Annotated in this window: 13 protein-coding genes, 1 tRNA gene and 1 pseudogene; 3 read left to right on the top strand and 12 right to left on the bottom strand. The window is 58.8% G+C overall.

Features of this window, described 5'->3' with window-relative positions:
• Positions 1–166: 166 nt before the first annotated feature.
• From FRH_RS17910 to FRH_RS17885, 6 genes are read right to left on the bottom strand one after another with little or no spacing between them, the layout of a single operon-like run.
• Positions 167–1498 (bottom strand): aminotransferase class I/II-fold pyridoxal phosphate-dependent enzyme, encoded by a 1332-nt coding sequence (locus FRH_RS17910; protein ID WP_281997414.1) that lies wholly within the window; start codon positions 1496–1498, stop codon positions 167–169.
• Positions 1495–8820 carry a type I polyketide synthase gene (locus tag FRH_RS17905; RefSeq protein WP_281997413.1) on the bottom strand — a complete coding sequence of 2442 codons (7326 nt, stop codon included), beginning with the start codon at positions 8818–8820 and terminating at the stop codon, positions 1495–1497. The genes FRH_RS17910 and FRH_RS17905 overlap by 4 nt, the downstream gene beginning before the upstream one ends.
• Positions 8817–10436 (bottom strand): LTA synthase family protein, encoded by a 1620-nt coding sequence (locus FRH_RS17900; protein WP_281997412.1) that lies wholly within the window; start codon positions 10434–10436, stop codon positions 8817–8819. The genes FRH_RS17905 and FRH_RS17900 overlap by 4 nt, the downstream gene beginning before the upstream one ends.
• A gap of 1 nt (position 10437) precedes the next feature.
• The gene (locus tag FRH_RS17895) at positions 10438–11247 is read right to left on the bottom strand and encodes an SDR family NAD(P)-dependent oxidoreductase (protein ID WP_281997411.1); all 810 of its coding nucleotides are present in this window, start codon (positions 11245–11247) and stop codon (positions 10438–10440) included.
• The gene (locus FRH_RS17890; RefSeq protein ID WP_281997410.1) at positions 11244–12479 is read right to left on the bottom strand and encodes a capsular biosynthesis protein; all 1236 of its coding nucleotides are present in this window, start codon (positions 12477–12479) and stop codon (positions 11244–11246) included. Before FRH_RS17890 ends, FRH_RS17895 begins: the two co-directional genes overlap by 4 nt.
• Before the next feature lies 1 nt (position 12480).
• Positions 12481–14499 carry a capsular polysaccharide biosynthesis protein gene (locus tag FRH_RS17885; protein WP_281997409.1) on the bottom strand — a complete coding sequence of 673 codons (2019 nt, stop codon included), beginning with the start codon at positions 14497–14499 and terminating at the stop codon, positions 12481–12483.
• Positions 14500–14765: 266 nt separating this feature from the next.
• On the opposite strand from FRH_RS17885, the gene FRH_RS17880 reads away from it, so the two are divergent.
• Positions 14766–16781 (top strand): diguanylate cyclase, encoded by a 2016-nt coding sequence (locus FRH_RS17880; RefSeq protein WP_153842795.1) that lies wholly within the window; start codon positions 14766–14768, stop codon positions 16779–16781.
• On the opposite strand, the gene FRH_RS17875 is transcribed toward FRH_RS17880, so the two are convergent.
• Entirely contained in the window at positions 16778–19855 is a 3078-nt protein-coding gene (locus tag FRH_RS17875; RefSeq protein ID WP_281997408.1) for an EAL domain-containing protein, read from the bottom strand. The genes FRH_RS17880 and FRH_RS17875 overlap by 4 nt on opposite strands.
• Before the next feature lie 130 nt (positions 19856–19985).
• Here FRH_RS17875 and FRH_RS17870 point away from each other — a divergent pair, with 130 nt between their 5' ends.
• Positions 19986–20933 (top strand): AEC family transporter, encoded by a 948-nt coding sequence (locus FRH_RS17870; protein WP_281997407.1) that lies wholly within the window; start codon positions 19986–19988, stop codon positions 20931–20933.
• A 65-nt stretch (positions 20934–20998) separates the two neighbouring features.
• Positions 20999–21075: transfer RNA gene (locus FRH_RS17865), tRNA-Arg, on the top strand.
• A 31-nt stretch (positions 21076–21106) separates the two neighbouring features.
• Here the strand turns inward: FRH_RS17865 and FRH_RS17860 are convergent.
• The 5 genes and pseudogenes from FRH_RS17860 to FRH_RS17840 form a co-directional block, all read right to left on the bottom strand.
• A pseudogene (locus FRH_RS17860) lies at positions 21107–21232 on the bottom strand (CAP domain-containing protein); the annotation flags it as partial.
• A gap of 92 nt (positions 21233–21324) precedes the next feature.
• Positions 21325–22032 (bottom strand): hypothetical protein, encoded by a 708-nt coding sequence (locus FRH_RS17855; RefSeq protein WP_281997406.1) that lies wholly within the window; start codon positions 22030–22032, stop codon positions 21325–21327.
• Positions 22033–22044: 12 nt separating this feature from the next.
• Positions 22045–22836, bottom strand: a complete 792-nt coding sequence (locus FRH_RS17850; RefSeq protein WP_281997405.1) for a DNA adenine methylase — start codon at positions 22834–22836, stop codon at positions 22045–22047.
• A 403-nt stretch (positions 22837–23239) separates the two neighbouring features.
• On the bottom strand, positions 23240–23632 hold the full coding sequence (locus FRH_RS17845) for a DUF4376 domain-containing protein (RefSeq protein ID WP_281997404.1): 393 nt from the start codon (positions 23630–23632) through the stop codon (positions 23240–23242).
• Entirely contained in the window at positions 23629–23949 is a 321-nt protein-coding gene (locus FRH_RS17840; RefSeq protein WP_281997403.1) for a hypothetical protein, read from the bottom strand. The genes FRH_RS17845 and FRH_RS17840 overlap by 4 nt, the downstream gene beginning before the upstream one ends.
• Position 23950 lies beyond the last annotated feature (1 nt).

The raw sequence follows: 23950 nt of genomic DNA, 5'->3' as shown, positions 1-23950 counted from the left end.
TTCCAGGCGGCTATCGCCGCCCCCGCGGGTGCCTCTATCGCTCGTTGCTCTCGCTCTTTCGTTACGCCGCGCTACAGTATTGGCATTCACCATTCACCATTCACCATTCACCATTCACCATTCACCACTCACCACTCACCACTCACCACTCACCACTCACCACCACTCACATCCCTTCGGCTAACAGCTTCTCCAGTACCTCTAGCGTCTCGTCGATGTGCGCTTGGGTGTGTTCGCATGAGAGGAAGAAGCGCAGGCGGGCGCTTTTTTCCGGCACGGCGGGGTACAGGATGGGCTGTACGTTGATGTCTCGCGCGAGCAGTGCGTTGGAGAGGTGCGCTGCCAGTGGCGAGCTGCCAACGATGACGGGAACCACGGCGGAGCCGCTGCTGTGGCCGGTATCCATGCCTCGGGCTTGGGCTTGCTCGAGGAAGTAGCGAGAGATGGCCTGCAGTTTGGCGACGCGCTCGGGTTCTTGGGGCATCAGCTCCAACACTTTGAGCGAAGGTGCGGCCACTTGGGCGGGCATACCGACGCTGTACAAAAAGCCCGGTGCGAAGTAGCGCAGCGTCTCGACTAACGCGGTGCTACCCGCAATGTAGCCACCGCAGCCGGAGAGCGTTTTGCTCATGGTGCCCATCCAGATATCGACATCGGTGGGGTCGATGGCAAAGTGTTCACGCAGGCCCAAGCCGGTTTTGCCCATCACGCCGAAGGAGTGGGCTTCATCCACCATGAGCCAGGCTTGATGGCGCTGTTTGAGGGCAATGAAGCGCGGCAGGTCGGGGATGTCGCCGTCCATGCTGTAAAGCCCTTCGATCACGACCAGGACGCGCTCGAACTGATGGCGGTGTTGGACAAGCAATGCCTCCAAAGCGTCCGGGTCGTTGTGGCTAAACGACATGCGTTTGGCGCCCGAGAGCTGCGCGCCCACCAACGAGCTATTGTGGATGTACTCGTCGTGTAGGATGAGGTCTTTTGGGCCGAGCAGATAGCCCAACGTGGAGACGTTGGTTGCGTGGCCGCTGACGAACGCGACGGCGTCTTCAACGGCGTAAGCGCTGGCAATGGCGCGTTCGAGCTCGCCGTGGATAGGGCGTTCCCCAGAAACGACGCGGCTCGCCGAGACGGACGTCCCGTAATGAGCGGCTGCCTCGCTAGCGGCTTGCACCACACGGGGGTCGCCGGAGTAACCCAAGTAGTTGTAGCTGGCAAAGTTGATGCAGGTGCGGCCATCCATCACGCTCGTGGCCCCCGCCAGGCCCTCATGTACCTTGAAGAAGGGCACCTCCAGGCCGAGCTGCTCAGCGCCTTGGCGCATCATCATGAGCTGCTGATAGCCTGGGTGCGCATCGAAGCGCGTAAAGCGCTCGGGCACGGAACGGGCTGCCCCCGCGCCTTGGGCGCTGGGGGCAGAGGGAGCGGCGGCTCTGGCGGTGGGGCGCTGGCGCGCTTTTTCCAGAAGCTGGCGTTTTAACTCAGAACGCTTGGCGGTCATGGTGTCTCGGTCGCAGGGGAGGATGCGGGCTCGCTGTTGATGCCATCCGCACCGTGGCGGGCGGCCAGAGAGGCTAACGCATCTTGTGGCGACTCTTCAACATCCTCATCGTGCTGGTGCAGTTTCTGAATCAGCACGCCCGCGAGCTTGTCGAGCGTCGACGCTTCGCTGAGCACCATCACCGGTACTTGGACGCCTAAACGGTTCTCGATGGCCGTCATTAACTCGACCCCCATGAGCGAATCGAAGCCCATGTCGTAGACCGAGCGATTCACGTCGATTTTTTCTTCATCGATCAGCAGAATGCTGGCCAGTTCGGCGCGCAGCAGCTCGGTGATCGTGCTGTGCAGCTCTTCGGGCGAGAGATCTGCCAGCAGGGCACTGATGTCGTCGTCGCTATCCAGGCTACCGTCGTCGTCGCTGGCGCGGGCAACCTCATCGAAGCGCGGCACGCTGGAGGTGGGCAGGAAGCGCGCCAGCGCACCCCACTCGAGCTCTAACACACCCAGGCTTGGCCCAGGCGTCAGCAGCATTTGTTCGAGCACCTTGAGGGCGTCGTCTGAGCGTAGTGCCGAGCCGCCCAGGCGCTCTTGCAGTGCGTCGCGGGTGCGGGTGTTGCGCGCCAAGAAGCCAACGTCGTCGATGGCGCCCCAACGCACGCAGGTGGCCGGTAGACCTTGGGCGCGACGGCGGGCCGCGAATGCTTCGAGCCAGTGGTTCGCAGCCACATAGTTGGCTTGGCCAGGGTTGCCGAACAGGGTAGTGGCCGATGAGTAGAGCACGAAGAAGTCGAGGGTGTCGTTGGCCGTTAGCGCCTCTAAGTGCTTGGCACCGTCGATCTTCGGTGACAGCACGTTTTGAATCCGCTCGGCATCCAGGTTGCGAATCAGACCGTCATCGATGACCGTGGCGGCATGCACGATACCGCGCAGCGGACTGAGCTCGCGTTTGGCGCGCTCGAACACCTGTGCCAGGGCATCGCGGTCGGTAATGTCACACGCCGCCGCCAGCACGTTCACACCTTGCGCTTCGAAGTCAGCCACGGCTGTTTGCGCTTCTTCACTGGCCGGGCCGCTGCGGCTGAGTAGAATCAGCTCGCGTGCGCCCTTATCGACCAGCCATTGTGCGGTTTTTAGGCCAAAGCCACCCAGGCCGCCGGTCACCAGGTAGCTGGCATCGCTGGGTAGCTGCATGTTGGCGGTGCCTAGCTGCTCCTGGCGCGGCGGGGCAATGGGCTGCTCGTAGGTGACGACGACCTTGCCGATCTGGCGCGCCTGCTGCATGTAGCGGAAGGCATCGATGACTTGGCTGTGGCTGAAGGCGGTAAACGGCAGCGGGCTCAGCGTGCCGTCGTTGAACAGTGCCATCATTTCGCCGAACAGGCGCTGTGTGAGGGCCGGCTGCACTTTCATCAGCTGGTCGGAGTCGATGCCGAAGTAGCTCAGGTTGTTGCGGAACGGCCGTAGACCGATATGGGTATTTTCGTAGAAGTCGCGCTTGCCAAGCTCCAGGAAGCGACCGAACGGGCGTAAAGCGCGCAGGTTCTGGTTGATGGCTTCACCGGCCAGGGAGTTGAGGACGACATCGACGCCCTCACCCTGGGTGTCTTCGAGGATCTCTTCCGCGAAGGTGAGCGAGCGGGAGTCGTACAGGCGCTCTTCGCCCATTAGGCGGAGGAAATCACGCTTCTCTTCCGAGCCCACCGTGGCGTAAATCTCGGCCCCCATCCACTGGGCGATTTGTAGCGCGGCAATGCCCACACCGCCAGCAGCGCCGTGAATCAGCACTTTTTCGCCGGGTTCTAAACGTGCCAAGTGTTTTAGCGCGTAGTACACGGTAAAAAAGGTCGTCGGGATGGTGGCGGCAGCGGCGTAGCTGACGCCTTCCGGCAGGGGCGCCACAGCGTGCTGGCTGGCCATCAGGCGGTCGCTGAAGCTGGCGGGACCAAACCCTACGACGCCTTGGCCGGGTGTTAGGTGGTGAACGTTGCTGCCCACGGCCACCACTTCACCGGAAAATTCGAGGCCGAGGGTGGGGCCAGCAAAGCCGTTTTCGATGGCTTCATCCGACAGCAAGCCCAGGGTATACATGACATCGCGGAAGTTGAGGCCGGTCGCTTTGACGCGTACCTCGACGTCGTCAGCGCCAAGCTCGGGCAACTGGCGAGGCCGCCACTGCAGCTGGCGCAATTGGCCGGGCAGGGCGAAGCCGAGCGTCATGGCTTGGCGCGGTGCGGGGTTGCTGGCGGTATGCGGGTGCGGCGCAGGCAGGGTACGCAGGCGCGTGGCAAGGCGGGTGCCTTCTTGCGTCATCACCAGCTCGTTTTCGCTATCCGGTTCCGCGATAGAGGCCGCGAAGGTGGCGAGCGCAGACGCACTGGGGGCATCTGGCAAGTCAACGAGGGTGACGCTGTGGCCCACGGCCTCGTTGGCCAGCGAGCGGCCAAAGCCCCATAGCGCGGCGTCGTCGGCACGCTGGTAGCCTTGAGTGGTCAGCCATAAGGTCACATGGCAGCCTTGCGCGTCCAGGCCGCTCGCTTCCAGCGCCAACGACCACTGCTGCGCGGCGAAACAGCGCTGCGTTTGTGCCTCGGTGGACGTGCTGCCTAGCTCACGCAGATCGAGCACGTTCAGTGCTACAGGTGTGTCGGTGAGGTCGGCCAGCGCGTCATTGAGTAGCGTTTGCGGCGCTGCGTCGCTGATCCGAAGCCATACGCGGTGGCCCGTGTGGTGGCTTAGATGCTCCGCCAGCTCTGCAGCAAGCGCTTCTCGTGATGCATCGGCTACCACCAGGGTCTGCGCGCTGGCTACCTGCGCGTCGGTGTCACCAAGCTCTGGGTGTTGCGCATGCAGCAAGTAAGCGCCCGCTTCCTCTAGTTCGATAGGCGCGGAAACGCTCAGCCCCTGGTGGCTCAGCCACTCGATCAGCGTGCTCTGTTCGAGCGCCGCTTGGTCGATGCCCGGCGTTGCCAGCAGGTCGTCCAGCCAACGGCTCGGATGAAGGCCAATCACCATGATCTGCGCGCCGGGCGCCAATTGTGCGGGCAGGGCGTCGATCAGTTGGCGTGTGCGCTCGGGTTGGGTGACATCTGCGCTGACGAACGCAAGCTGTGCCTTTTGCGCGGCTGTCAGCGAAGGTAGCGCCTCGTCTAATGGCTGAATGTCCATCAGCGGGTAGCGCTCTTGCAGCTGTTCCGCCTGGTGGCGCGCCGTGTCGCTCGTGGTGAGCGCGCGGTAGCGATAACGGTCGTTCGTACCTGGGGCGCCGTGGGCAAGCTGTTCCAGCAAGCGCTGGCCCAACGCGGGCGCGCAGGGGCCTGCTTCCAGTAGATTGAGGCGTTGGCCATCTGGCAGGGTGGCCAGAGAGGCCTCCATCAGCGCACCTAGCTCATGGGCCAGAACTTGCCAACCGCTTTCACCCACCAGGACACGATTGATGCCGGCCAAATGCTCGGCAGTGATGCCCAGGCTTTCCAGCGTATCACGGCCATTGAGTAGCGGTTCACGGTGCAGGCCCAAGCGGCCGACGAGGTGAATGGGCGCGAAGTAGTCGGGATACTCCTGTACCAAGAGCTGCCAAATGGTCTCTGGCGCTGGGGATGCGTCGTCATCGCCGCCATTAGCCTGCTGGACGAAGGCCTCGCTAAGGCTATCGAGCAGGGGGGCAACCTCTTGCGCATAGCGCTGGCCAGTGCTGGCGGTGTAAGCATCGTTCAAGCCCATCAGGCGCGTCAGCGCGTCTGCGGGAAGCGGTAGCGCGGCGGCTTTCAGCGGAGCGGGCGTGAGCTCCACGTCTAAATAGCTAAAGTGTTGGTGGTGCGCACGGTTGAGGCGAATGGCCTTGAAGCGTGTTTGGCTCAGCACCGCCACGGCGCGCCCTTGGGCATCGTAAAGCTCGAAGTCCGCCGTGAAAGAGTGCGGAGCGCGTTTGCCCATGACCGCACGCGCCAACACGGGCGCGCCTGCCTCGGCATTGACTTGGATACGACCGACGCGCACCGGTACGAAGGCGAGTTGGGCGGCGAATTCACTGTGCTGTGCCAGCAGCGGAATGAACATTTGGAAAGCGCTATCCAGAATTCCTGGATGCACGTGTAGCGTGTTTAACTGAGCCGTCACCGCCTCTGAGAGGGCGATTTCTCCAATGACGCTATCGCCCTCGATCCAGCCGCGTTGAATCGCCTGAAACGCTGGGCCATAGTGCAGGCCAATGCGTTCGGCCATGTGCAGATGCTCGTCCAGGGTGTAGTCTGCATCGCGTTTGGGTAGCGCTGGCGCCCTGCGGTTGAGCAGGAAACCGCGGCTTTCGCGCATCCGGCGTGCCACGGCATTGAGCTGCCACTCGCTTCCCGTGGCGGGCTCTCGGGAGTGGATGGCCAGACGTCCATCATCGGGGTCGAGGGTGAGACGCATGGTACGGCCATTGGGCCCGTCCAGCAGCAGCGGGGCGCGAATCTCCAGCTCTTCGATATCGAGAGCCGGCGTCTCTTTCTGGTGTAGCGCGGCGGCCAGCGCCAGCTCGACGAAGCCCGCGCCGGGGAAGACGGCCCCTTCACCCACCACATGGTCGGCCAGCCAAGGCTGTCGCTTGGTGTCTAATTGGCTTTCCCAAGTGTGCTCTTGCTGGGCCAGCGGGTAGCCAAGCAACGGGTGCTGGTAATAGCGCGCCAGCAGGCCTTGCCCATCGTGGGTGCCCTGGACCCAGAGCTGGGTGCGCTGCCATGCGTAACGTGGCAGCAGCACGCGTTGACCTTCCACGGGAAAAAAGTGCTGGCTGTCGAGGCTCAAGCCACTGAGCAGCAGTTGGCTGGTGGTGCGGTTCAAGCCCTCTAACCCTGACTTGTGACGCTCGATGGTGCCGAAGACCAAGCCGCTGCGCTCTTGCTGGCGCAGCGATTCGTTGAGATAGCGGCGTAAGATCGGGTGCGCCCCGACTTCGACGAAGACGTTGTAACCCTGCTCGATGAGGGCGGTCGCTGCGCTATCGAAGAGCACCGGCTCGCGGATGTTGAGCCACCAGTAGTGGGCATCCAGTTGTGTGCCTTCACTGATCGCCCCGGTCACGGTAGAGACGTAGGGGATCTGGGTGGCTTGGGGCTCGATGTCCGCCAGCGCGTCGACCACACCCGACTGGATGCTATCCATGGCAGGGCTGTGGAAGGCGTAATCCAGCGGCAGGCGCTTGGCAAAGGTGCCTTCGGCACTCAGCGCAGCTTCCAGCTCGCCGAGCTGGTCGCGATCGCCCGCCAGGGTAATGCCTTTGGGGCTATTGATGCCCGCCAGACTGATCTTGTCGAATTCGGGCTTGGCGAGCCAAGGAGTGATCTCATCGGCACTCATCGCCACCGCCGTCATTTCCCCTAGGCCGCGAGTTTTGCCCTGATAGTCACTGCGGTAATAAATCACTTTGACCGCGTCTTCCAGGCTCAGTGCGCCAGATGCCCACGCGGCCGCTACCTCGCCTACGCTGTGCCCAAACACGGCGGCTGGCGTGATGCCTTGCGCTTTTAGCCACTCGGTCAGCGCTACCTGCAGGGCAAACAGTGCGGGCTGGGCGATTTCGGTGCGTACGAAGCGGCTCTCTTCGCCTTCTGACCGGTTGCGGCCTGCTAATTCATCACGCAGAGAGAAGCGACCGTAGCGCTGGAACAGAGCGTCGACACGGTCGATGGCGGCCGTGAAGTCGGCGTCGGTATCCAGCAGGTCATGGCCCATGGTTTCCCACTGGCAGCCGTTACCGTCGTAGACGAACACCGGGCCTCGGGCATTGGCGAGGCGCTCTAGCGTCATGACGGGGCTGGCCTCTCCTTCGGCAAACTGGCGCAGTGCCGTGGCGGCTTCGTCAGCGCTGCTGGCAAAGCAGAGCGCGCCGTGGCTGTGTTGCTCACGGTGGTGATAAAGCGTATGGGCTATATCGTAAAAATCCTGCCCGGATACCTGCAGGTGCTTGGCCAGCGCCAGCGCATTGTCGGTCAGGGCCGCTTCACTGCGGGCGCTAAGGCGAATGGGCAGCGGGTTAGCGGGTGTTTGGCGAGGCGTTTCCGCTTTTTCCGGTGCGCTCTCCAAAATGACGTGGGCGTTGGCGCCACCAAAGCCAAACGAGTTGATGCCAATCACCAAACGGCCTTTGGGTTTCAGCGGTTGGGCTTTGGTGACCACGCTCAAGTTCCATTCGTCGAACTTGATGCGCGGATTCAGCTTGCGAATGCCAATGGTCGCGGGCACCTCGCGGTGCTGCAGGCTATAAAGCGCTTTGGCAAGCCCCGCCACGCCCGAGGCGGTTTCCAAGTGGCCGACATTACTTTTTACCGAACCAATCGGCAGCGGCGTTTGCCGATGCTTGCCAATGGCCTCGCCAATGGCGCGGGTTTCGATGGGGTCGCCAACGGCGGTGCCGGTGCCGTGGGCTTCTAAATAGTCGATCTCATCGGGGGAGATGCCCGCTTGCTCGTAGGCGCGACGCATCAAGTCGGTTTGAGCGCTGGGGTTGGGTACCGTCAGGCCGGATTTATGACCGTCGGTATTCACGGCTGACCCGGCGACCACGGCCAGTATGTTGTCACCGTCGGCGACGGCTAAGTCGTAATCTTTGAGCAGGAAAAGTCCTGCGCCTTCGGAGCGTACGTAGCCATTACCCGCTTCGTCGAACACCTGACAGCGTCCGGTGGGCGACAGCATGCTGGCTTTGGAAAAGATGATGAAGCCATAGGGGTGCAAGTGCAGGCTGATACCGCCCGCCAGCGCCATCGTGGTTTCACCGCTGCGAATGGATTGGCAAGCTTGGTGAAACGCCACCATCGAGGACGAGCACGCGGTATCCAGCGACATGCTGGGGCCGTGCAGGTCGAACACGTAAGAGAGACGGTTGGAGGCGATGCTCGAGGTGTTACCCGTGGCGGTAGAGGCATCGATGGCGGCCATGTCATCCGCCAAGCGGTACGAGTAGTCCAGGCTGGCGACACCCACGAAGACACCACACTGGCTGCCACGCAGCGTGCTGGGTACGATGCCGGCACTTTCCATGGTTTCCCAGGCGAGCTCTAGCAGCATGCGCTGCTGCGGGTCCATGTTGGCGGCTTCGCGGGGAGAAATGCCGAAAAACGCTGCGTCGAACCCGCTAATATCGCCCAGGCTGCCCGCTGCGAAGGTGACGCTGGTGCCGGGGTGGCGTTTGTCTGGGTGCCAGAAGGCGTCGTGGCTCCAGCGATCTGGGGCCACTTGGGTGACGAGGTCTTTTTCGGCTTGCAGGTCTTGCCAGAACGTTTCAGGGGTGGTGCCGGGGAAACGATGGGCGGCGCCGATGATGGCCACACGTTTAGTCATTCTTGCTCCTGAGGTTCTGGTTCTGCCTTGATCACATCGTTACTTATATCGTGTCCAAACACTTGTTTAAATAGCCGAAGGCCAAGTTCGTTGGCGGCTATGTCCTGCGGCGGCTGCTTGGCAGGCGTTTGGTCGGGCGGCGTTGGTTGCGTCGACCATATCATGTATGGGGTGCTGCCCGTAGGGGGCATGAAGTGCCCGTAGGCATCTGGCAGTATAGGCACATGGTCGCCATACCAGCCCAGTATGCCAGGCCTCATGCGCTCGTTTAGCGCGGTTTTAACGTTCGCCAACATTTGATCAGCTTCACCTAAGTGGTGCAAATAGACGGCGAGTTCACGCAGGTGGTCTGCAAGCGGCCAAGTCGCGTTGGGTAGGGTCGCCGCCAAGCGTGCCTGCGTAGGCGCCTCCAAATGCAGCGGGCCGTGGTTTTCCATGGTGATCACGAAAATAAACAGCGGCCTATTATCGTCATCTTTCAGCAGGCGTCCAACCTTTCGTGCCACGGCCTGGTCACCGATGTATTGCCCGTGTTTGTCGCTACTGTCAAACGCGCTGATATCGATGAACGTATCGAAACCCAACTGCGGCATGACGTTATCGCGCATGTAGAAGGTAGCGGGGTAGGGGTGCACGCAAATAGTGCGGTATCCCTGCGCGCGAAAAGCGCTCGCCACGCTGGGTAGCGGGTGACGGCTTAGCGTGCGGTAGGGGTTGAACTGGCGGGCACCCCAGGTGCTGGGTGCCAACCCCGTGAGCACGGCGCATTCGGTGCGTACGGTATTGGCCCCCCAGGCCGGCACGCTCAGTTCGCCCTTTTCGACGGCCTCGGTAAAGGTGGCATCGAAATGTTGCAGTAGCGTCGGCGCAACCTCTGGACACCATGGGCGCGGATCGAAAAAGGATTCGCTCTGGACCAGGACGACATTGGGTCGCTCGGCGCTATCTTGCGAAGCGACGGCACTGGGCTGGCTGGCAGCCGCGTAGGGGGATGCCGAAGGGGCAGGCGGTGACGAGCGCATCAATGCTACCCCATAGGCCCAAAGGCTGGCATATAGCCCCACGCGATGTAGGTCCTCGACCGGTTGCAGGGACATGGCGCCGAGTGAGCGTAAACCAACGGCTACCAGCACCGCCCCGAGCCCGGCGAGCAGTCCGGTGCTTTGTAAAAAGAGCACAGTGCTCCACTGGCTAACCAGCGACGGCTCCACATAGAGAAAGCCGCCAATAGCGATGGCCCCCGCGCTGCTGGCCGCGATGGCGAGGCCAATGCCAAAAAACGGGACATAAAGCCGTGGGTGCAGGATGGCGTCCCAGAAGTACTCGAAGTCGTGGCAGATGAACGGTTCGTTGAGCGTTTTGGACTTGGTATTGCTCGACTGGACCACCACGAGCTGGAGCGATAGCACGAAGACCACGGCAAACCAGGGGCGCTGGAGCAGCAGCGTGAAAAGCCCAAATAGCAGTAGCCAACTACCAAGATGGATCACATTGGCTGCCATCGGGCGCTGCCAGAGAGGAGCAGGCCGTGGAGACAGCAGCGCTTCGAACGCTAGGCTGAACACTAGCCCGATGAAGAGCGGCAGGCTAAGCGATAGGAGCAGGTGGTCAAGCATCTTACCGGCCTCCTACATGATCGAAACCCAGTCGTTTGATGAGCCACTGCGACACGCCTGCTGGCAAGACGGCCAGCCACCAAGTGCCGAAGTTGAGCGGAAACGGGAAGCTGACTCGCGCACGGTTGGCGCGAATGCCACGAACGATCACTTTGGCGGCTCGTTCGGGTGGCCACTCAAAGGGCTTGGGGCCAGGCATGGCATTGCACATGGGGGAGGTGACGTAGCCGGGCATGACGACCGTTACCCCGATGCCGCAGGGGGCGAGCAAGCCGCGCAAGGCTTCGCCATACGCTTTGATGCCCGCTTTGCTGGCACTGTACGTGGGCGTGCTGGGTAGTCCATGCCAACCTGCCAGTGAGCTAATGAATACCAGTTGGCCGCTACCCCGTGCGCGCATGGCGGGCACCAAGTGCTGCGCCATGGCAATGGGGGTGATGAGGTTGATGTCCAGCAAGGCTTGAACATCGGCCCAGGGCTCGAGCTCGCCCAACTGATCAGGATGTGTGTTCTTGCCTGCGTTGGCGATCACGATATCCGGCAACTGCTCGGCACTGAGCGTAGTAAGCCACTGCGCCAGTGCCTCCTCATCGGTGAGGTCGATGGAGGAGAGCGACACGTCAGCCCCTTTTTCGCGACAGGCGTTAGCCACGTGCTCTAAGGCGCTGACGTTGCGTCCATGCAGAATGAGATGCGTCTGGGGCGTCGCATACGCCTTGGCGAGCGCTCCGCCGATGGCCCCCGTGGCGCCGGTAATCAGCACGCAGCGTGTGTGTGGTGTCTTCGTCGAGTACGTTGCATCAACACTCACAGCAGCTTCTCCAGAGGGGATGGGCAGGCTTCTAATATGTGCGCAGCATTATTGACTGCGAGATCGATGCTGGGCTGGCAGTAAAAACCGCCGTTTACCTGGGCGGTATGCATCACGGTATTGCGAAAATAGCCAAACAATTCGTCACTGGGCGGTGGTGGCTGGTGCCAAAACTCCTCCAGCGAGCCTTCGTAGGTAAGCCCTGCCAGATTATAAATGGGGTCGCTGAGCGCAAAGGTGGGGCAGTGTGATTCCAGTGAGACGATGCCCACGGTACTGTTCACCGTGACGGTGCCCACTGCATGCTTGATCAGCGCATTCAGATCGCCGGACTCGAGGTACACGATGCGCCCATCCAAGCCGTAAAAGTCTGAGAGACGTTGAATGATGGAGGGGTAATCCACGAGTCCCATATCGAGCGGATGGTTCTTGATGCACAGCAAGGCATCGCTTGGTGCATGCTCGGCAAACGAGCCCATCACGTGGTCCATGACCTCTTCCATGTTGGCGTAGGGAGAGTGGTCACGAATTTGCGCATCGGTATTTAGCTGCAACGGCAGCATGAAGTAGGGCTTGCCGCTTCCGATCAATCGTTTAATCCGTGCTGCGTCGCGTTTTTTCCACTGTTTGAGCAGCGTGAAGCGCTTTAGGTAGCCCGCATACTCCACCGGTGCGGTAATGGGCGCGTGGTTGCGATAGCGCGGTGCGACCAGGGGGTTCGCCAGACCGGCGACATGGTACGCCACATCGTGCATGGCGCGGATTTTAAACGATGAGCGAAAGCGTACCGGAGAGGGAAGCTCAGGTAACGCTTTGCCCGTTTCATAAAACCAGGTGGGATCGCGAGGCAGCAGCGAGTGGCCGTTGACTCCCTCACGTTCCAGCGTGATCCAGAAGGGGCGGAAGTAGCCCTCTTCAAACACGTGGGTGCGAATGCCTGCGGCCGGGGCTTGGTCGACCGCCGGGCGGTGCACGGGACGCCGGTCGCCGAACAGGACCTGGTCGGTAATGCCGTAGCGTTGCCATAGTGAGGTGACGAAGGCGGGCAGCTCGCTCAGAGGGCCGCGAAACAAGTGGCTATGACTGTGCGTGCGCTGCCAATAGAGGAGATCGCCCGCGTTGAAGTTAACTTTCACCACGCGGTGGCCGTCGTCGGTGAGGCGTCGGGCTAAGCGTTGGTAAAAGGGCGAGCAAACGCCTTGTAAGAATAAGAATGCGCGCTTCTGCTTCAACTCAATGGCTTCCAATCAACAAGTTACGATAGCAGCGATAAAGGCGCTGCTTCCATGTAAGTAGCGGTGTTTGTGCACTAGATTGTTGTAACTTTGCCCGCTCCAATAGGCTGACGACGGTCTCGGCATTGCAAAGCTGACCAGAGGTGGGGTCGACGTAATTGGGGTACAGCAATAGCGTGCCAGCAACGAGGGCATCCAGGGTGAGCGTCCGGTTGCGCCTTGGGCAGCGCAGGGCGTCTTGCGTTAGCCCCCAACCCGCATAAAAAGGCAGGCCATAGGTCGTCACTTGACGATGACGCAACAGAGCTTCAAAACCGGTCAGCGAGCTCATTGTATGCACGGCATCCACGCGCTCTAGCAACGCGGTGATGTCGACGTGGCTGGCGTCCAAATCATACAGACGTTTGGCATCAGTATCGAGTTTGCCCACTCGAGCCCCGCTGATCACATCAGGGTGTGCTTTGTAGATGATGAAAGCGTTCGGCTGAGATTGGCGCACGGCTTTTAGCAGTGCGCTATTGGTGCGGATCTCCGGTGAGCCGGTGGCGATGGACGCATCGCTCTCGACTTGTCCCGGCACCAAAATGACCGTTCGATGATCGGGTAAGGCAACGTCAGCCGCCCCAGGGACGTTATATTTCGATAGCTTCAGGGTGACGAGGCGCTGGCGCAATTCGGCGGCCCTGGCCAGTAAGTCATCGCTAAATTCATGCTCGTTGAGCAGCGTTTCCAGGTCGCTTGGCTGACTGGGGTCGTAATAAATACCGTGGCGATCTATCACCAGCGACAGGGGTTGAGTGAGGTCGACGCCCAGGCCTACCGAGCGGATAAAACCGTCTTCCATGCGCCAAAGATGAGGCAACAGTTCGCTGTGCTGCGTTTTGAAGGTGCCGTCGATACGGCTCGACCATACCAGCAGCCGTTGCGTCTCGACGGCTTGCTGGGGGAGGCTCTTTTGGTAACGAACGCGGGCAGCAGGACCCAGAAAATCGCTGATGAAACGTCGCTTCCAAGAGGAGAAGCCGCAAGCGAGCCATGCGCCTTTCAACCGTTCTTGCTGACGCTTTTGGTCAGCGATGAGGTATATCGTCTCTTCCAGCGTGGATGGCTGGCCCGTGTAGGGGTTAACGTAACGGCAATAGCGAAGATAGGCCGCCGCGAACACTTCTGGCAATGTACGAGAACGCGTGCGCCGCGGGCAGGGGAGTTGGTCTTGGGTCAGGCCCCAGCCAGCATAGAAAGGGGTGCCAAAGCAGTGGACACGTTTGCCCGCCATGAGCGCTTCGAAGCCAAGCTGGCTAGTCACCACATAGACATCGTCGACTTGGTCGAACAGGGCCCAGGGGTTGATATCTTCGCTGATCACCTGGCAGCGCGGGTGTTGAAGAGCGCTGGTAAGGTGCCCTTGCTTTTTACCCGCAATCACATCGGGATGAATTTTGACCAGCACTTTGGCCTGGGGGTGATAGGCCAGTGCGTGCTCCAGCATGGCTGAAAAACTGGCGGCGCTCGCGCCACCATACTCGATGGATGCATCCCCCGCCGTTTGGTCGACCACTAACACGCTGGCGCCACTAGCGCTCAGAGGCTTGTCCGGCGCATGGTTATATTTCGATAAGCGATAACGCTTTAGTAAGGCGATGCAATGTTCTGCCCTGGATACTTCTTCCGACGAAAAGTCGGCGGTCGCTAGCCACTGCTCTAGGTCGCTGGGTCGTGAGGCATCGTAATAAATGCCGCTGTAATCCACTACGAGACTATGCGGTTGGTAACCGGCACTACTAAGCCCTAAAGAGCGTAAAAAACCATCTTCCAGGGCGACGTAGGGAAGACGACGCTTGTCGGCGTAGCGCCTCGCTCGGCGGCTGGTAGGTTTCAACCCCCATCCAATGACGGCGTCTGGCTGGGCGCTGAGGGGACGAAGCGGGAGGACGTCGTCGAATTCTCTTAAAAATGCGGCGAGTGGTGTGATGCTGCCAATGCCTTTAGAGGTGTAACCCGCCGTACGTTTTGCCATGGAGTGTGCCGAAATGTTTTGTCGGGTGGTTTGCGAGATAGGCGGCGAACATACGTGAAATAAGCGTGGTTATCAATTCGCACGCGCTTGGCTTAGAGTTAAGGCGCTTTCGTTACGCAAAGAAACGGTTTAGAAAAAAATAGCTAAGTTGATTTGTCTCAACGCGCACATTTCAGTTGTTTTTGATAAGTTATTTCTTTCGAGCCATGATAGCGTCTGAACTCGCGAACCCCATTCAAGGAAAGTTAACGAAATAGGGATTTCTGGTGCGCCTAGCCCCCCTGATCCATCGACTGATTACGTTTCGTTCGCTAAAAAGCCGGCTGCTGCTGGGGCTTTCCTGTGCGCTGGCCATCTTGGCGGGGGCCGTGCTGGGCATGGCGTGGCAGGTCGGCAAAATCATGGTGCACGAGACCAATATCGCCCACCTGCGCTATGAAGCCGATTTGCTGGCCGATGAGATTACCCAACAGATCAACCAGCGCATCAACGCGCTACAGCGGTTGAACGGGGCCATTGGGCTGTCAGACGATCCCACCTGGTTGAATTACGAGCTGCAAAAGAACGACTCCCTGCTGGCTTGGTTCGAAGGTTTGGTGGTCAGCGATGAGAACGGCGTGATTTTGAGCGACTGGCCGAGCGTGGTGGGGCGAGTGGGCCTCGAGACCAAAGACCTCGAGTATTTCAAAATGGTGCGCGGTATTCGCCGCCCCTACGTGAGCGAGCCCTTCGTGGGCCGGGCTAGCGGTATGCCGCTGGTGCTCATCAGCATTCCTCGTTTGGATGAAAACGGGCGTTTTGCGGGCTTTGTCGGGGGCATCGTCAGCCTCAAGAGCAGCGGACTCTTCAATCGTTTGAGCACCATTCGTTTGGGTGACAGTGGCTATGCGGCCGTTTCGACCGCTTCTGGCAAAATTCTTTACCATCCTGATCACGAGTTGGTGAACGCCGAGATCAGCAACGTCCAATTGAACCCGATGTTAGAGCTTGCGCTGGCGGGTTGGAGAGGGGAAGGGGTTGCCGAACTGTCGAGTGGTCGCGTAGCGCTGCAAGCGTATGCCCAAGTGTGGCCAGCCGATTGGATAGTAGGCCTGTTTTTGCCCACCACTCAAGCACAGTTACCGCTCTCGGGGTTCATTTATAAGCTGCTGGGCATTTGGTTCGTCCTGGCGTTACTCATGATGCCGCTCTTATGGTGGCTGCTGGCGCGCATTCTCAAGCCATTGGACCATCTTGAATCGCAAATTGGTGAAGTGGGTAAGGGCGAGCGCGCGAGTCTCGATCTCGCCACCAGCATGCAGGAGTTGCAGCAAGTCGCGATGACTTTCAACCGCGTAGAGCATGAGCGCCAGCAGTTGGTCGGCCATTTGCAAGAGCGCCAGGCGTTTTTGGATTCCGTATTGAGCGCTACACCCCAGGGCATGTTCGTTGCCAATTTTGGCGGCAAGATCACTTATATGAACCCGGCACTGCTGGAGATGCTGGATATCCCTCCCGATACGCCCATGGAGGCGTGGATGGAGCAGGTGCACCCTGACGACCGAGAAGGGGCGAGGGACATGTGGGTTCACAGCTTGAAAACCGGTAGCGATTTCGTGCGCCAACTACGGTTCGTGCGCAGCGACCATGAAACGCTGTGGCTGGACATTCATGCACGGGTGGTCATGTTGTCTCAAGGGGGGCACTCGCTGGGCTTGGTCGGGGTCGTGAAGGACATTACCGAGCGTCGCCAGCAAGAGGCGTTGCAGCGCTGGGAGGCAGAGCACGACCCGTTGACGGGGCTACTCAATCGACGTGGATTCGAGCGCCGGTTGGAAGAGGCGTTTGCCGACTTCCAGAAGACCAGCACGCCCTCTGCGCTGCTTCTCTTCGATCTGGACCATTTCAAGCCTATCAACGACGAGGGCGGCCACGCGCTGGGAGACGAGATGCTCCGCCGTATCGCTCAAATCGTGGCCTGGGAAGTACGTCGCAGTGACCATGTGGCGCGCCAAGGGGGAGATGAGTTTGCTGTGCTGTTACCCAGCTGTACGCTGGGACAGGCCGAGCGTATCGCAGAGTCGTTGCGTCAGTCGGTGAGCGAGGTGACCGTGACCCATGAGGGCAAAGAGTACAGCGTGACGCTCAGCATCGGCGTGACGACCTTCGATGAAAGCGACGAAACGGTCGATGTGGCGATTTCCCGGGCAGATGCGGCCAGTTATGAAGCCAAAGGGGAGGGGCGAGACGCCGTGGTCGTCAAATTGCCCGAACAGTTCGACCCTATAGAGCTGTTCGATTAAGACGCGTCTGGGAAACCTTCCCGCTGCCAAGTGATCAGCCACTGGGGGAGCGCTTCGGCGGGCATGGGGCGCGCAATACCGTAGCCCTGGGCCAAGTAGCAGCCCAGCGACAGCAGCGCTTGAGCGTGTGCCAGGGTCTCGACGCCCTCTGCTAGCACGGGGCGCGCGAACTTCTTGGCCAAGAATACGATACTCTCTACGATCGCACGATCATCTTCGCTCGCCAGCATATCGCGAACGAAGTCTCTATCGACTTTGATCAACTGCACCGGCAGGCGGCGAAAGTACGCCAGCGACGAGTAGCCGGTGCCGAAATCGTCCAGCGCCACGTCGATCCCCAGCCGTTGACAGTTTTCGAGCACATGCAGCGCCGCTTGCATGTCATCCAGCGTGGCGGACTCCAAAATTTCGATGGCCAGCAGCTTGGTGGGCACATCGGCATAGCGAGCTAATAACTTTTCCAGCTGAGGCAAAAATCCTTGGTGCAGCAGGTGCTGCGGGCTGACATTGACGCTGACCTGCAGCGAAATACCGACGCGTTGCCACTGCTGAAGCTGTTTCAGAGCGGCTTCGATGACCCACTCTCCCAGTAGAAACTCCAGTTCGCTGCCTTCGATGAGGGGTAAAAACTCACCTGGAGCGCAAATCCCCCGCGTAGGATGCTGCCAGCGGATCAGCGCTTCGGCACCTACCACCTCTTTCGATTGCAAATCGACTTGAGGTTGATAGAAAAGCTGGAACTCGCCGTGACTCAATCCATGCTGAATGGCGGTGCGCTCTTGCTGACGTAGCCGGGAAAGGTACTCTTCATCGGTGCTGTAGCGAACGCACTGGGAGACGCCTTGGGTTTTGGCTTTATACAGCGCTTGGTAAGCGTGTCGAAAGAGCGTGTCAGGGTCTACTTCGTCCTCTGGGAAACACGTCATCCCAATGCACGTCGTTAGCTTTAAGCTATGCCCATGTACCTTCATGGGTTGCTGGATGGCGCTTTGCAGCGCTGCGCTGTTGAAGTGCTGGGTGGGGGCGACCACCACGAACTCATCGCCGCTAAGCCGTGCGGCAATGCCTTGCCCGCGCAACGGTTTGATCGACGCCTGCAGGCGTTTCGCTATCCGCGTTAGAATACGATTACCCACGGGGTAGCCGAACATGTCGTTAAGGCGTTTGAAATCATCGATGTTGAGTACGTAGACCGTCAACGGTTCGCGCTGCTGGATGAGCGCCTCTAATTGCGTGCGGGCTAAGCGTTGATTGGGTAGTCCCGTCAATTCATCGATGTTCGCAGCTTTATACAGCGCTTCTTCGTGACGCTTCGTGTCGGTAATATCCGACTGAATGGCAATGAACCCTCCACCTGACTGCTCGCTATCGGGAAGTGGGTTACAGCTAATGTGCACCCAATAAGGCGTGCCGTCTTTACGGTAGTTGAGCAGCTCTTCTTCGAACCGCTGCCTGTCGCGCAGCGCATGCGCAATACGCCGCACGGTGGCTTTATCGGTGGCGCTTCCCTGGACTAGCTTGCCAGGTTTTTTACCCACGGCTTCTTCGAAGGTATAGCCGCTTAGCCGTGTAAAGCCGTCGTTGATCCACTCGATATTGCCCTTGGCATCGGTGATGACGACACCGTTACTGGTATTTTTGGCCACCATCGACAGGCGGGCAATGGCCTGCTGGTCTTGGCGCTGCTGACGGTGATTGCGAAGGTTATTGATGAACTGCCCTATGCTACCTAGTAGCGGTGCCAAAAATTCGACCAGGGCGTCGTCATAGCCGTTCGGGCGGTTAGCGAGGCCAATCATCCCGATACAGTGGCCGTTAGAGTGAATCGGCACGCCCAAGAAGGCATTCAGCGGCGGATGCCCTGGCGGTAACCCGCCTCGTCGGGTATCGAGGGCGGGCGTATTGGAGATCACCACCTGTTGATGGCGCATTACATGACCAAAAAGGGTGTCGAGATTGCTGAACACCATTCCATCGGGAGCATTCTGATCATAAAACAGCTTGGAGGCTCGATCCCACGTGATGTCGGTGATTGCGTGGGCGACGAGGTAGGGGACCTGGCTCTCGTTATATAGCACCTCGCCAATGAAGCCATATTCGCTGCTGGTCAATGCCAATAGATCTTCGAGCAGCGGGTCGAGCGCTTTGGCATTGCCTTGGCCATCGATGAAGCTCGCCTGAGCACGCATGATGGCTTGCTCCAACGCCTGCTGGCGCAGTAATTGGGTTTCGATCTGTTTACGCGGAGTGACATCCAGCATCGTACCGATGAGCTGCACCACGTGGCCGTTGACCACTAGCGGGTTGCCGGTGATTCTGACCCAGCGCGGCTCGCCACTGACCGTGATCAATTGAAACGTGTCGTTAAACGCAAGGCCTTGCTCGATAGCCGAATCGATGGCGTCCATCAGGCGCTGGCGGTCTTCGGGAGTATAAGCTTCCATGCGCTGCTCGAAGGTGCGAGCATCACGCTTGTCTACGTCGTAGAGCTCGTTGACGACATCGTTCCAGTGCGTAGCGCGACTGGGAACGTCCATTTCCCAGAGACCAATCGCTGCGTTGCCAATGGCATCGTAGGCACGTTGAGATACATAGTGCTCGAACTGCAGGACCGCGCTACTGGCCAGTTGCTGAAGTAGCGCGCTTTGTACGCTGGAGAGCCGACGGGGCTGGGTATCCATGACGCAGAGCGTGCCGATGATGCTGCCATTGTCTGCGATCAGAGGCGCTCCGGCATAGAACACGATGTGCGGAGGCGAACTCACTAGGGGTAATTGCTTTAGCGAGGCGTCCTGGCGGGCATCTTGTACTTCGTAGAGCGCTCGTTTTTCGATGGCGATGCCGCATAATGAGTGTTCTCGCAGCATCCGCTGCGTGGATTGGCCCACGCTACTCTTGACCCACACATGGGTGTCATCGACGAGCGTCATTAGCGCAATGGGCGTATCGCAGTAGGCAGCAGCCAGTTGAGTGATACGGTCGAAGTGGTCGTCAGCCGACAAGTCCCCTAGCGTATAACGCTTGAGCGTGAGAAGGCGCTGCTCTTCGTTTTCATGGTTGAGGGGCAAAACCATAAGTGACCTATCAGTGACGGTGCGCGTTTGTGCTTACTTTCCCTTATGGTGACGAGACTGTCTAGCGAGTCGACAAATCTCAGTCAACGGTAGAGTATAAGAGGATGCTGATTCGACTGAGAGCGACTTCGTGGACTTACTTGAACTCTTTACACGCACCTTAGACGTTACCCTGCCTGTTTTTGCCATGGTGTTCATCGGGATTGCCTTGAAGCGCCTGGGCTGGATCGATAGCGCCTTCATTTCGACCGCCTCGTCTCTCGTGTTCAAAGCCACACTGCCCACGCTGATCTTTCTCAGCCTAGTCAAAGCTGACTTGAGCGTTGCTCTAGATGTGCCGTTACTGCTCTTTTTTGCCCTCGCCACGTTGGGCCAGTTTTTGCTGAGTTGGGGTTGGGCGCACCTGCGCGTGCCAAGAGCCGACCGCGGCATTTATGTTCAAGGAGCGTTTCGCGGAAATTGTGGGGTCGTAGGCTTGGCCTTGGCGGCGGGCATGTACGGCAATTATGGGTTATCCGCCGGTAGTTTGCTGCTGGGGGTGGTGATCGTGATGTATAACGCGCTCTCCGTCGTTGCCTTGGCGGCCTATCAGCCCGGCCAAGCGACCGATTGGCGGAGTTTGCTGGGTCATATCATCAAAAATCCGCTGATTCTTTCGGTGTTTGCTGCGCTACCGTTTACAGCGTTTTCCATTTCGTTGCCTAGCTGGGTCATGACCTCTGGCGACTACTTTGCTTCCCTCACGCTGCCGCTGGCGCTGATCTGTATTGGCGCGACGCTCTCGGTTACCAGCATGCGCGAGGGTAGCCAAGTGGCGCTCAGCGCCAGCAGTATGAAAATGGTGGTTTTACCCGTGCTTTCCACATTGGCTGCGTGGCTGATGGGGTTTTCGGGGAATCAGCTCGGCTTACTGTTTCTTTTCTTTGCCAGCCCCACCGCTGCCGCCAGCTTCGTGATGGTCAAAGCGATCAATGGAAACGTGGCCTTGGCCGCTAATATCATCGCCATGACCACGCTCATGGCCAGCGTGACCGTGACACTGGGTATCTTCGCTCTTCGCCTGCTCGGTTGGATATGACCTTTGCCGATGCAAAACCGCGGTTGGCCGGGGCGGATCAAACCGCTATACTATGCGCCCCGTAAGTCCCTGTAGCTCAGTAGGATAGAGCAGCCGCCTCCTAAGCGGCAGGTCGCAGGTTCGACTCCTGCCAGGGACGCCAAACGCCCCCATGTCTTCTTCATTTCTAACGACTAGCGCGGCGCGCCTAGTGTTTGCACCCAGTAGTGCGTAAATCGCGAGTCACTATCTTCCGCGTGCGCCATGCCCATGTCGGTAAAGGCATCGTTCATGAGGTTGCGGCAGTGGCCTGGTGTAAGCGAGCGCCAGCTTTGGCACTACTTAGCGGCGCAGTTGGCACCGCCCAGCACTTAGCATAATTCGTAATTTTGCACCCAATTTGGCACAGCTTTTAACCAAAGAGTTCTGACCACTTCGATATCAAGTTGTTCTCGTCAACCTCATTCAAAATCTTTTGCCCGCCTGGCCAGACAACCGCAATATCGCAGACGCTAGAAACTGATAAGCTGGTTCTGGCTACCTGTTGCATAGTCTCAACTATCAACCTCATGTTTTGAGCTAGTGCTTCACTTATATCTACATTGTCCCCAGGCAATTGCATTTTTTCGTTCAACAAGGCGTCTAATTCAACTGCTTCATCAAAGGTGAAGTCGCTTGGGGGGAAGCATTTTGCTCGATATGATTCAAGGCCAACCAGATTTTCTTGGTTCAAGGATGGGTGGTAAGCAGCCATTTTTAAAACAGTCCCAGGGCCTTCAGGGGCTGGAGATGAGTAACTGGCAAGCCAGCCTGTTGTCTGTAACGCTCTGGCAGATACACTCGACTCTGGGTGGGATCGCAAAAAGCTATTTCTAGCATCATGTATAGCTGAAAGGACTTGATCCATATAACATATCTTTGCCGTCTGTAGGTGCTCCTTGACTGGGGTAAGCAGCTCAACCAATCCGCATCCCGTTACGACGCCGAAAGGCGTGTGAACTATTTTATCTGCTTGCTGATGGACTGGGTGCATATCCCCAGCCGAGTCGATGCATACCTCTGCTTTATCGGCAGCAATCAGGCCTACCTTTCCCATGTGAATTGCTACTAGAAGAGTCACATTATCGCCCCTTTAAAATAGTCCCGCCGGTTCAGCCTCAACATCCCAACTTAAGATCACCACCTCCTTGGCATCTGACCCTTTCCCACCCCCGACGGTGTAGCGGATGTCGGTGGTTTCGATGTGGTAGTCCGAGAAGATCCGACGGATGTCTGAGTGGTCGTTGAGGCTGATGATGGCCTTGCCTTTGAGCTTGGCCAGCATGCTCGCCATTTCCTCATACTGCTCTATGCCAAAGGGTACCCCATATCCTTCTGTCTGCCAGTAGGGCGGGTCCATATAGAACAGCGTGTGTGGGCGATCGTATCGCTCGATGCAGTCTTGCCAGCTTAGGTGTTCGATGAACGTGCTGGCCAAACGTAAGTGTGCAGTGGACAGCGACTCCTCCAGGCGCAGCAGGTTTAGCCCTGGCGGGGTGGTGGTGGCGGTGCCAAACGTCTGGCCTTCGATGCGGGCACCAAAGGCGTTCTGCTGTAAGTAGTAGAAGCGGGCGGCTCTCTGGATGTCCGTGAGCGTTTCCGGGCGTGTCATTTTCAGCCACTCGAACACCTGACGGCTGGAGAGCGCCCACTTAAACTGCCTGACGAACTCTTCTAAATGGTTCTGAACCACACGATATAGGTTCACCAGATCGCCGTTGACGTCGTTTAGTACCTCAACGTCTGCGGGCGAGGGGCGTAGGAAGAACAACGCGGCCCCTCCTGCGAATGGTTCGACATAGCACTGATGCGGCGGCATCAGCGGGAAAATACGATCAGCGAGGCGGCGCTTGCCGCCCATCCAGGGAATGATTGGGGTAGCCACGAGGCATCTCCTTTGGTGGTTTGGAGCTCGTGGCTCTCTGCTGGTTTAAGTGCCTGCAGCGCGGGCACTTTATTTCAATGAACTGATAGTCGCTGACGTTGGCCAGCTTGCGATTGCACTGCTTACAACGGATTTCGATTAACACCATGTCAAGCCTTCTAACGTTCTAACGTTTGGCTTAGACTGCTTGTGCCTCGCGAGGCAGGGGAGTCTAGGCCGACTTGCAGGCTTGATCTGCTTGTTGGTGGCCACCTCGGGTGTTACAGCACCTTATGTGGCCACTCCTCTTTTAAAATTTGGCCCCTTCTGGGGATGATCGGGTGTTGATAGGTAGCATCCAGTGGCATGGTTTAGTGCCTAAGTATTGCCCCTCAGTACGGGGATCTAGCTCATGGATGAGCTTCTACACCTCCCAGCTAAGCCCCTCAATGCTCTCAATCTCTCCCGCCACTACCTGGGCCTGATACTGACCCTCCAGCGCGATCAGTGCGCCACGGCGTTGCGCGATGGCCTGAAGCGCTTGCTCAACGTCTGATAGGGGGTGATTAGCGTGGAACTGGCCGTCGCTATCTTTCCACGCTGCGAATGTGGCTTGCTGGCCTTCTCGGGCGAACTGGACGACCTCTAGTAGAGCGGCGCGGTTGCTGGGGTCTCCGCTGTAGCGGATGCCGTTGACCACTACTCCAGCCGCTTCCGCCTTTTTCCTTAACTCTTCCAGTGCTGCTGTTAATGCCATTTTACGCTCTTCTTGGCGCATCTCGGCAGTTGTGACGTGTGCATCATTTAACCAGCTCATTCTGACACCTCATCTTCTGGCTCAGGCACTATGTCATACGGAGGTAATTCAATCGGACCGCTGTGGTTTTCCAGCACCAGCGGTGAAGGGAAACGCGTTTCGTTAGGGGCATTGGGGCCGTGTCCCAAATGGATCGTGCATTCGTACTCTTCACCGTTTCTCTTCACAGTGCCTAGCGCGTGATGCTTGGCAGTCGCGCCGTCGGGAAGTTCTGATAGGTCATAGTCAGTGCCGTTGATGTTAAGCACAGTTCCAGCGAGGTTTGCGGTGGTTTCTTCGTCACTACGAATGGGGGATAGATTGAGTGTTAGCTTCATG

The sequence above is a fragment of the Halomonas sp. A020 genome (assembly GCF_027943625.1).
Lineage (GTDB): Bacteria > Pseudomonadota > Gammaproteobacteria > Pseudomonadales > Halomonadaceae > Vreelandella > Vreelandella piezotolerans.
Note: the sequence above shows the minus strand (reverse complement) of the source record. Positions and strands in the feature narration are given on the sequence as shown.

What these genes read in the sequence shown, in the direction of transcription:
- FRH_RS17910 (WP_281997414.1), bottom strand. Translation starts at nt 1,498, where the DNA reads ATGACCGCCAAGCGTTCTGAGTTAAAACGCCAGCTTCTGGAAAAAGCG.
- FRH_RS17905 (WP_281997413.1), bottom strand. Translation starts at nt 8,820, where the DNA reads ATGACTAAACGTGTGGCCATCATCGGCGCCGCCCATCGTTTCCCCGGC.
- FRH_RS17900 (WP_281997412.1), bottom strand. Translation starts at nt 10,436, where the DNA reads ATGCTTGACCACCTGCTCCTATCGCTTAGCCTGCCGCTCTTCATCGGG.
- FRH_RS17885 (WP_281997409.1), bottom strand. Translation starts at nt 14,499, where the DNA reads ATGGCAAAACGTACGGCGGGTTACACCTCTAAAGGCATTGGCAGCATC.
- FRH_RS17875 (WP_281997408.1), bottom strand. Translation starts at nt 19,855, where the DNA reads ATGGTTTTGCCCCTCAACCATGAAAACGAAGAGCAGCGCCTTCTCACG.
- FRH_RS17845 (WP_281997404.1), bottom strand. Translation starts at nt 23,632, where the DNA reads ATGAGCTGGTTAAATGATGCACACGTCACAACTGCCGAGATGCGCCAA.
- FRH_RS17840 (WP_281997403.1), bottom strand. Translation starts at nt 23,949, where the DNA reads ATGAAGCTAACACTCAATCTATCCCCCATTCGTAGTGACGAAGAAACC.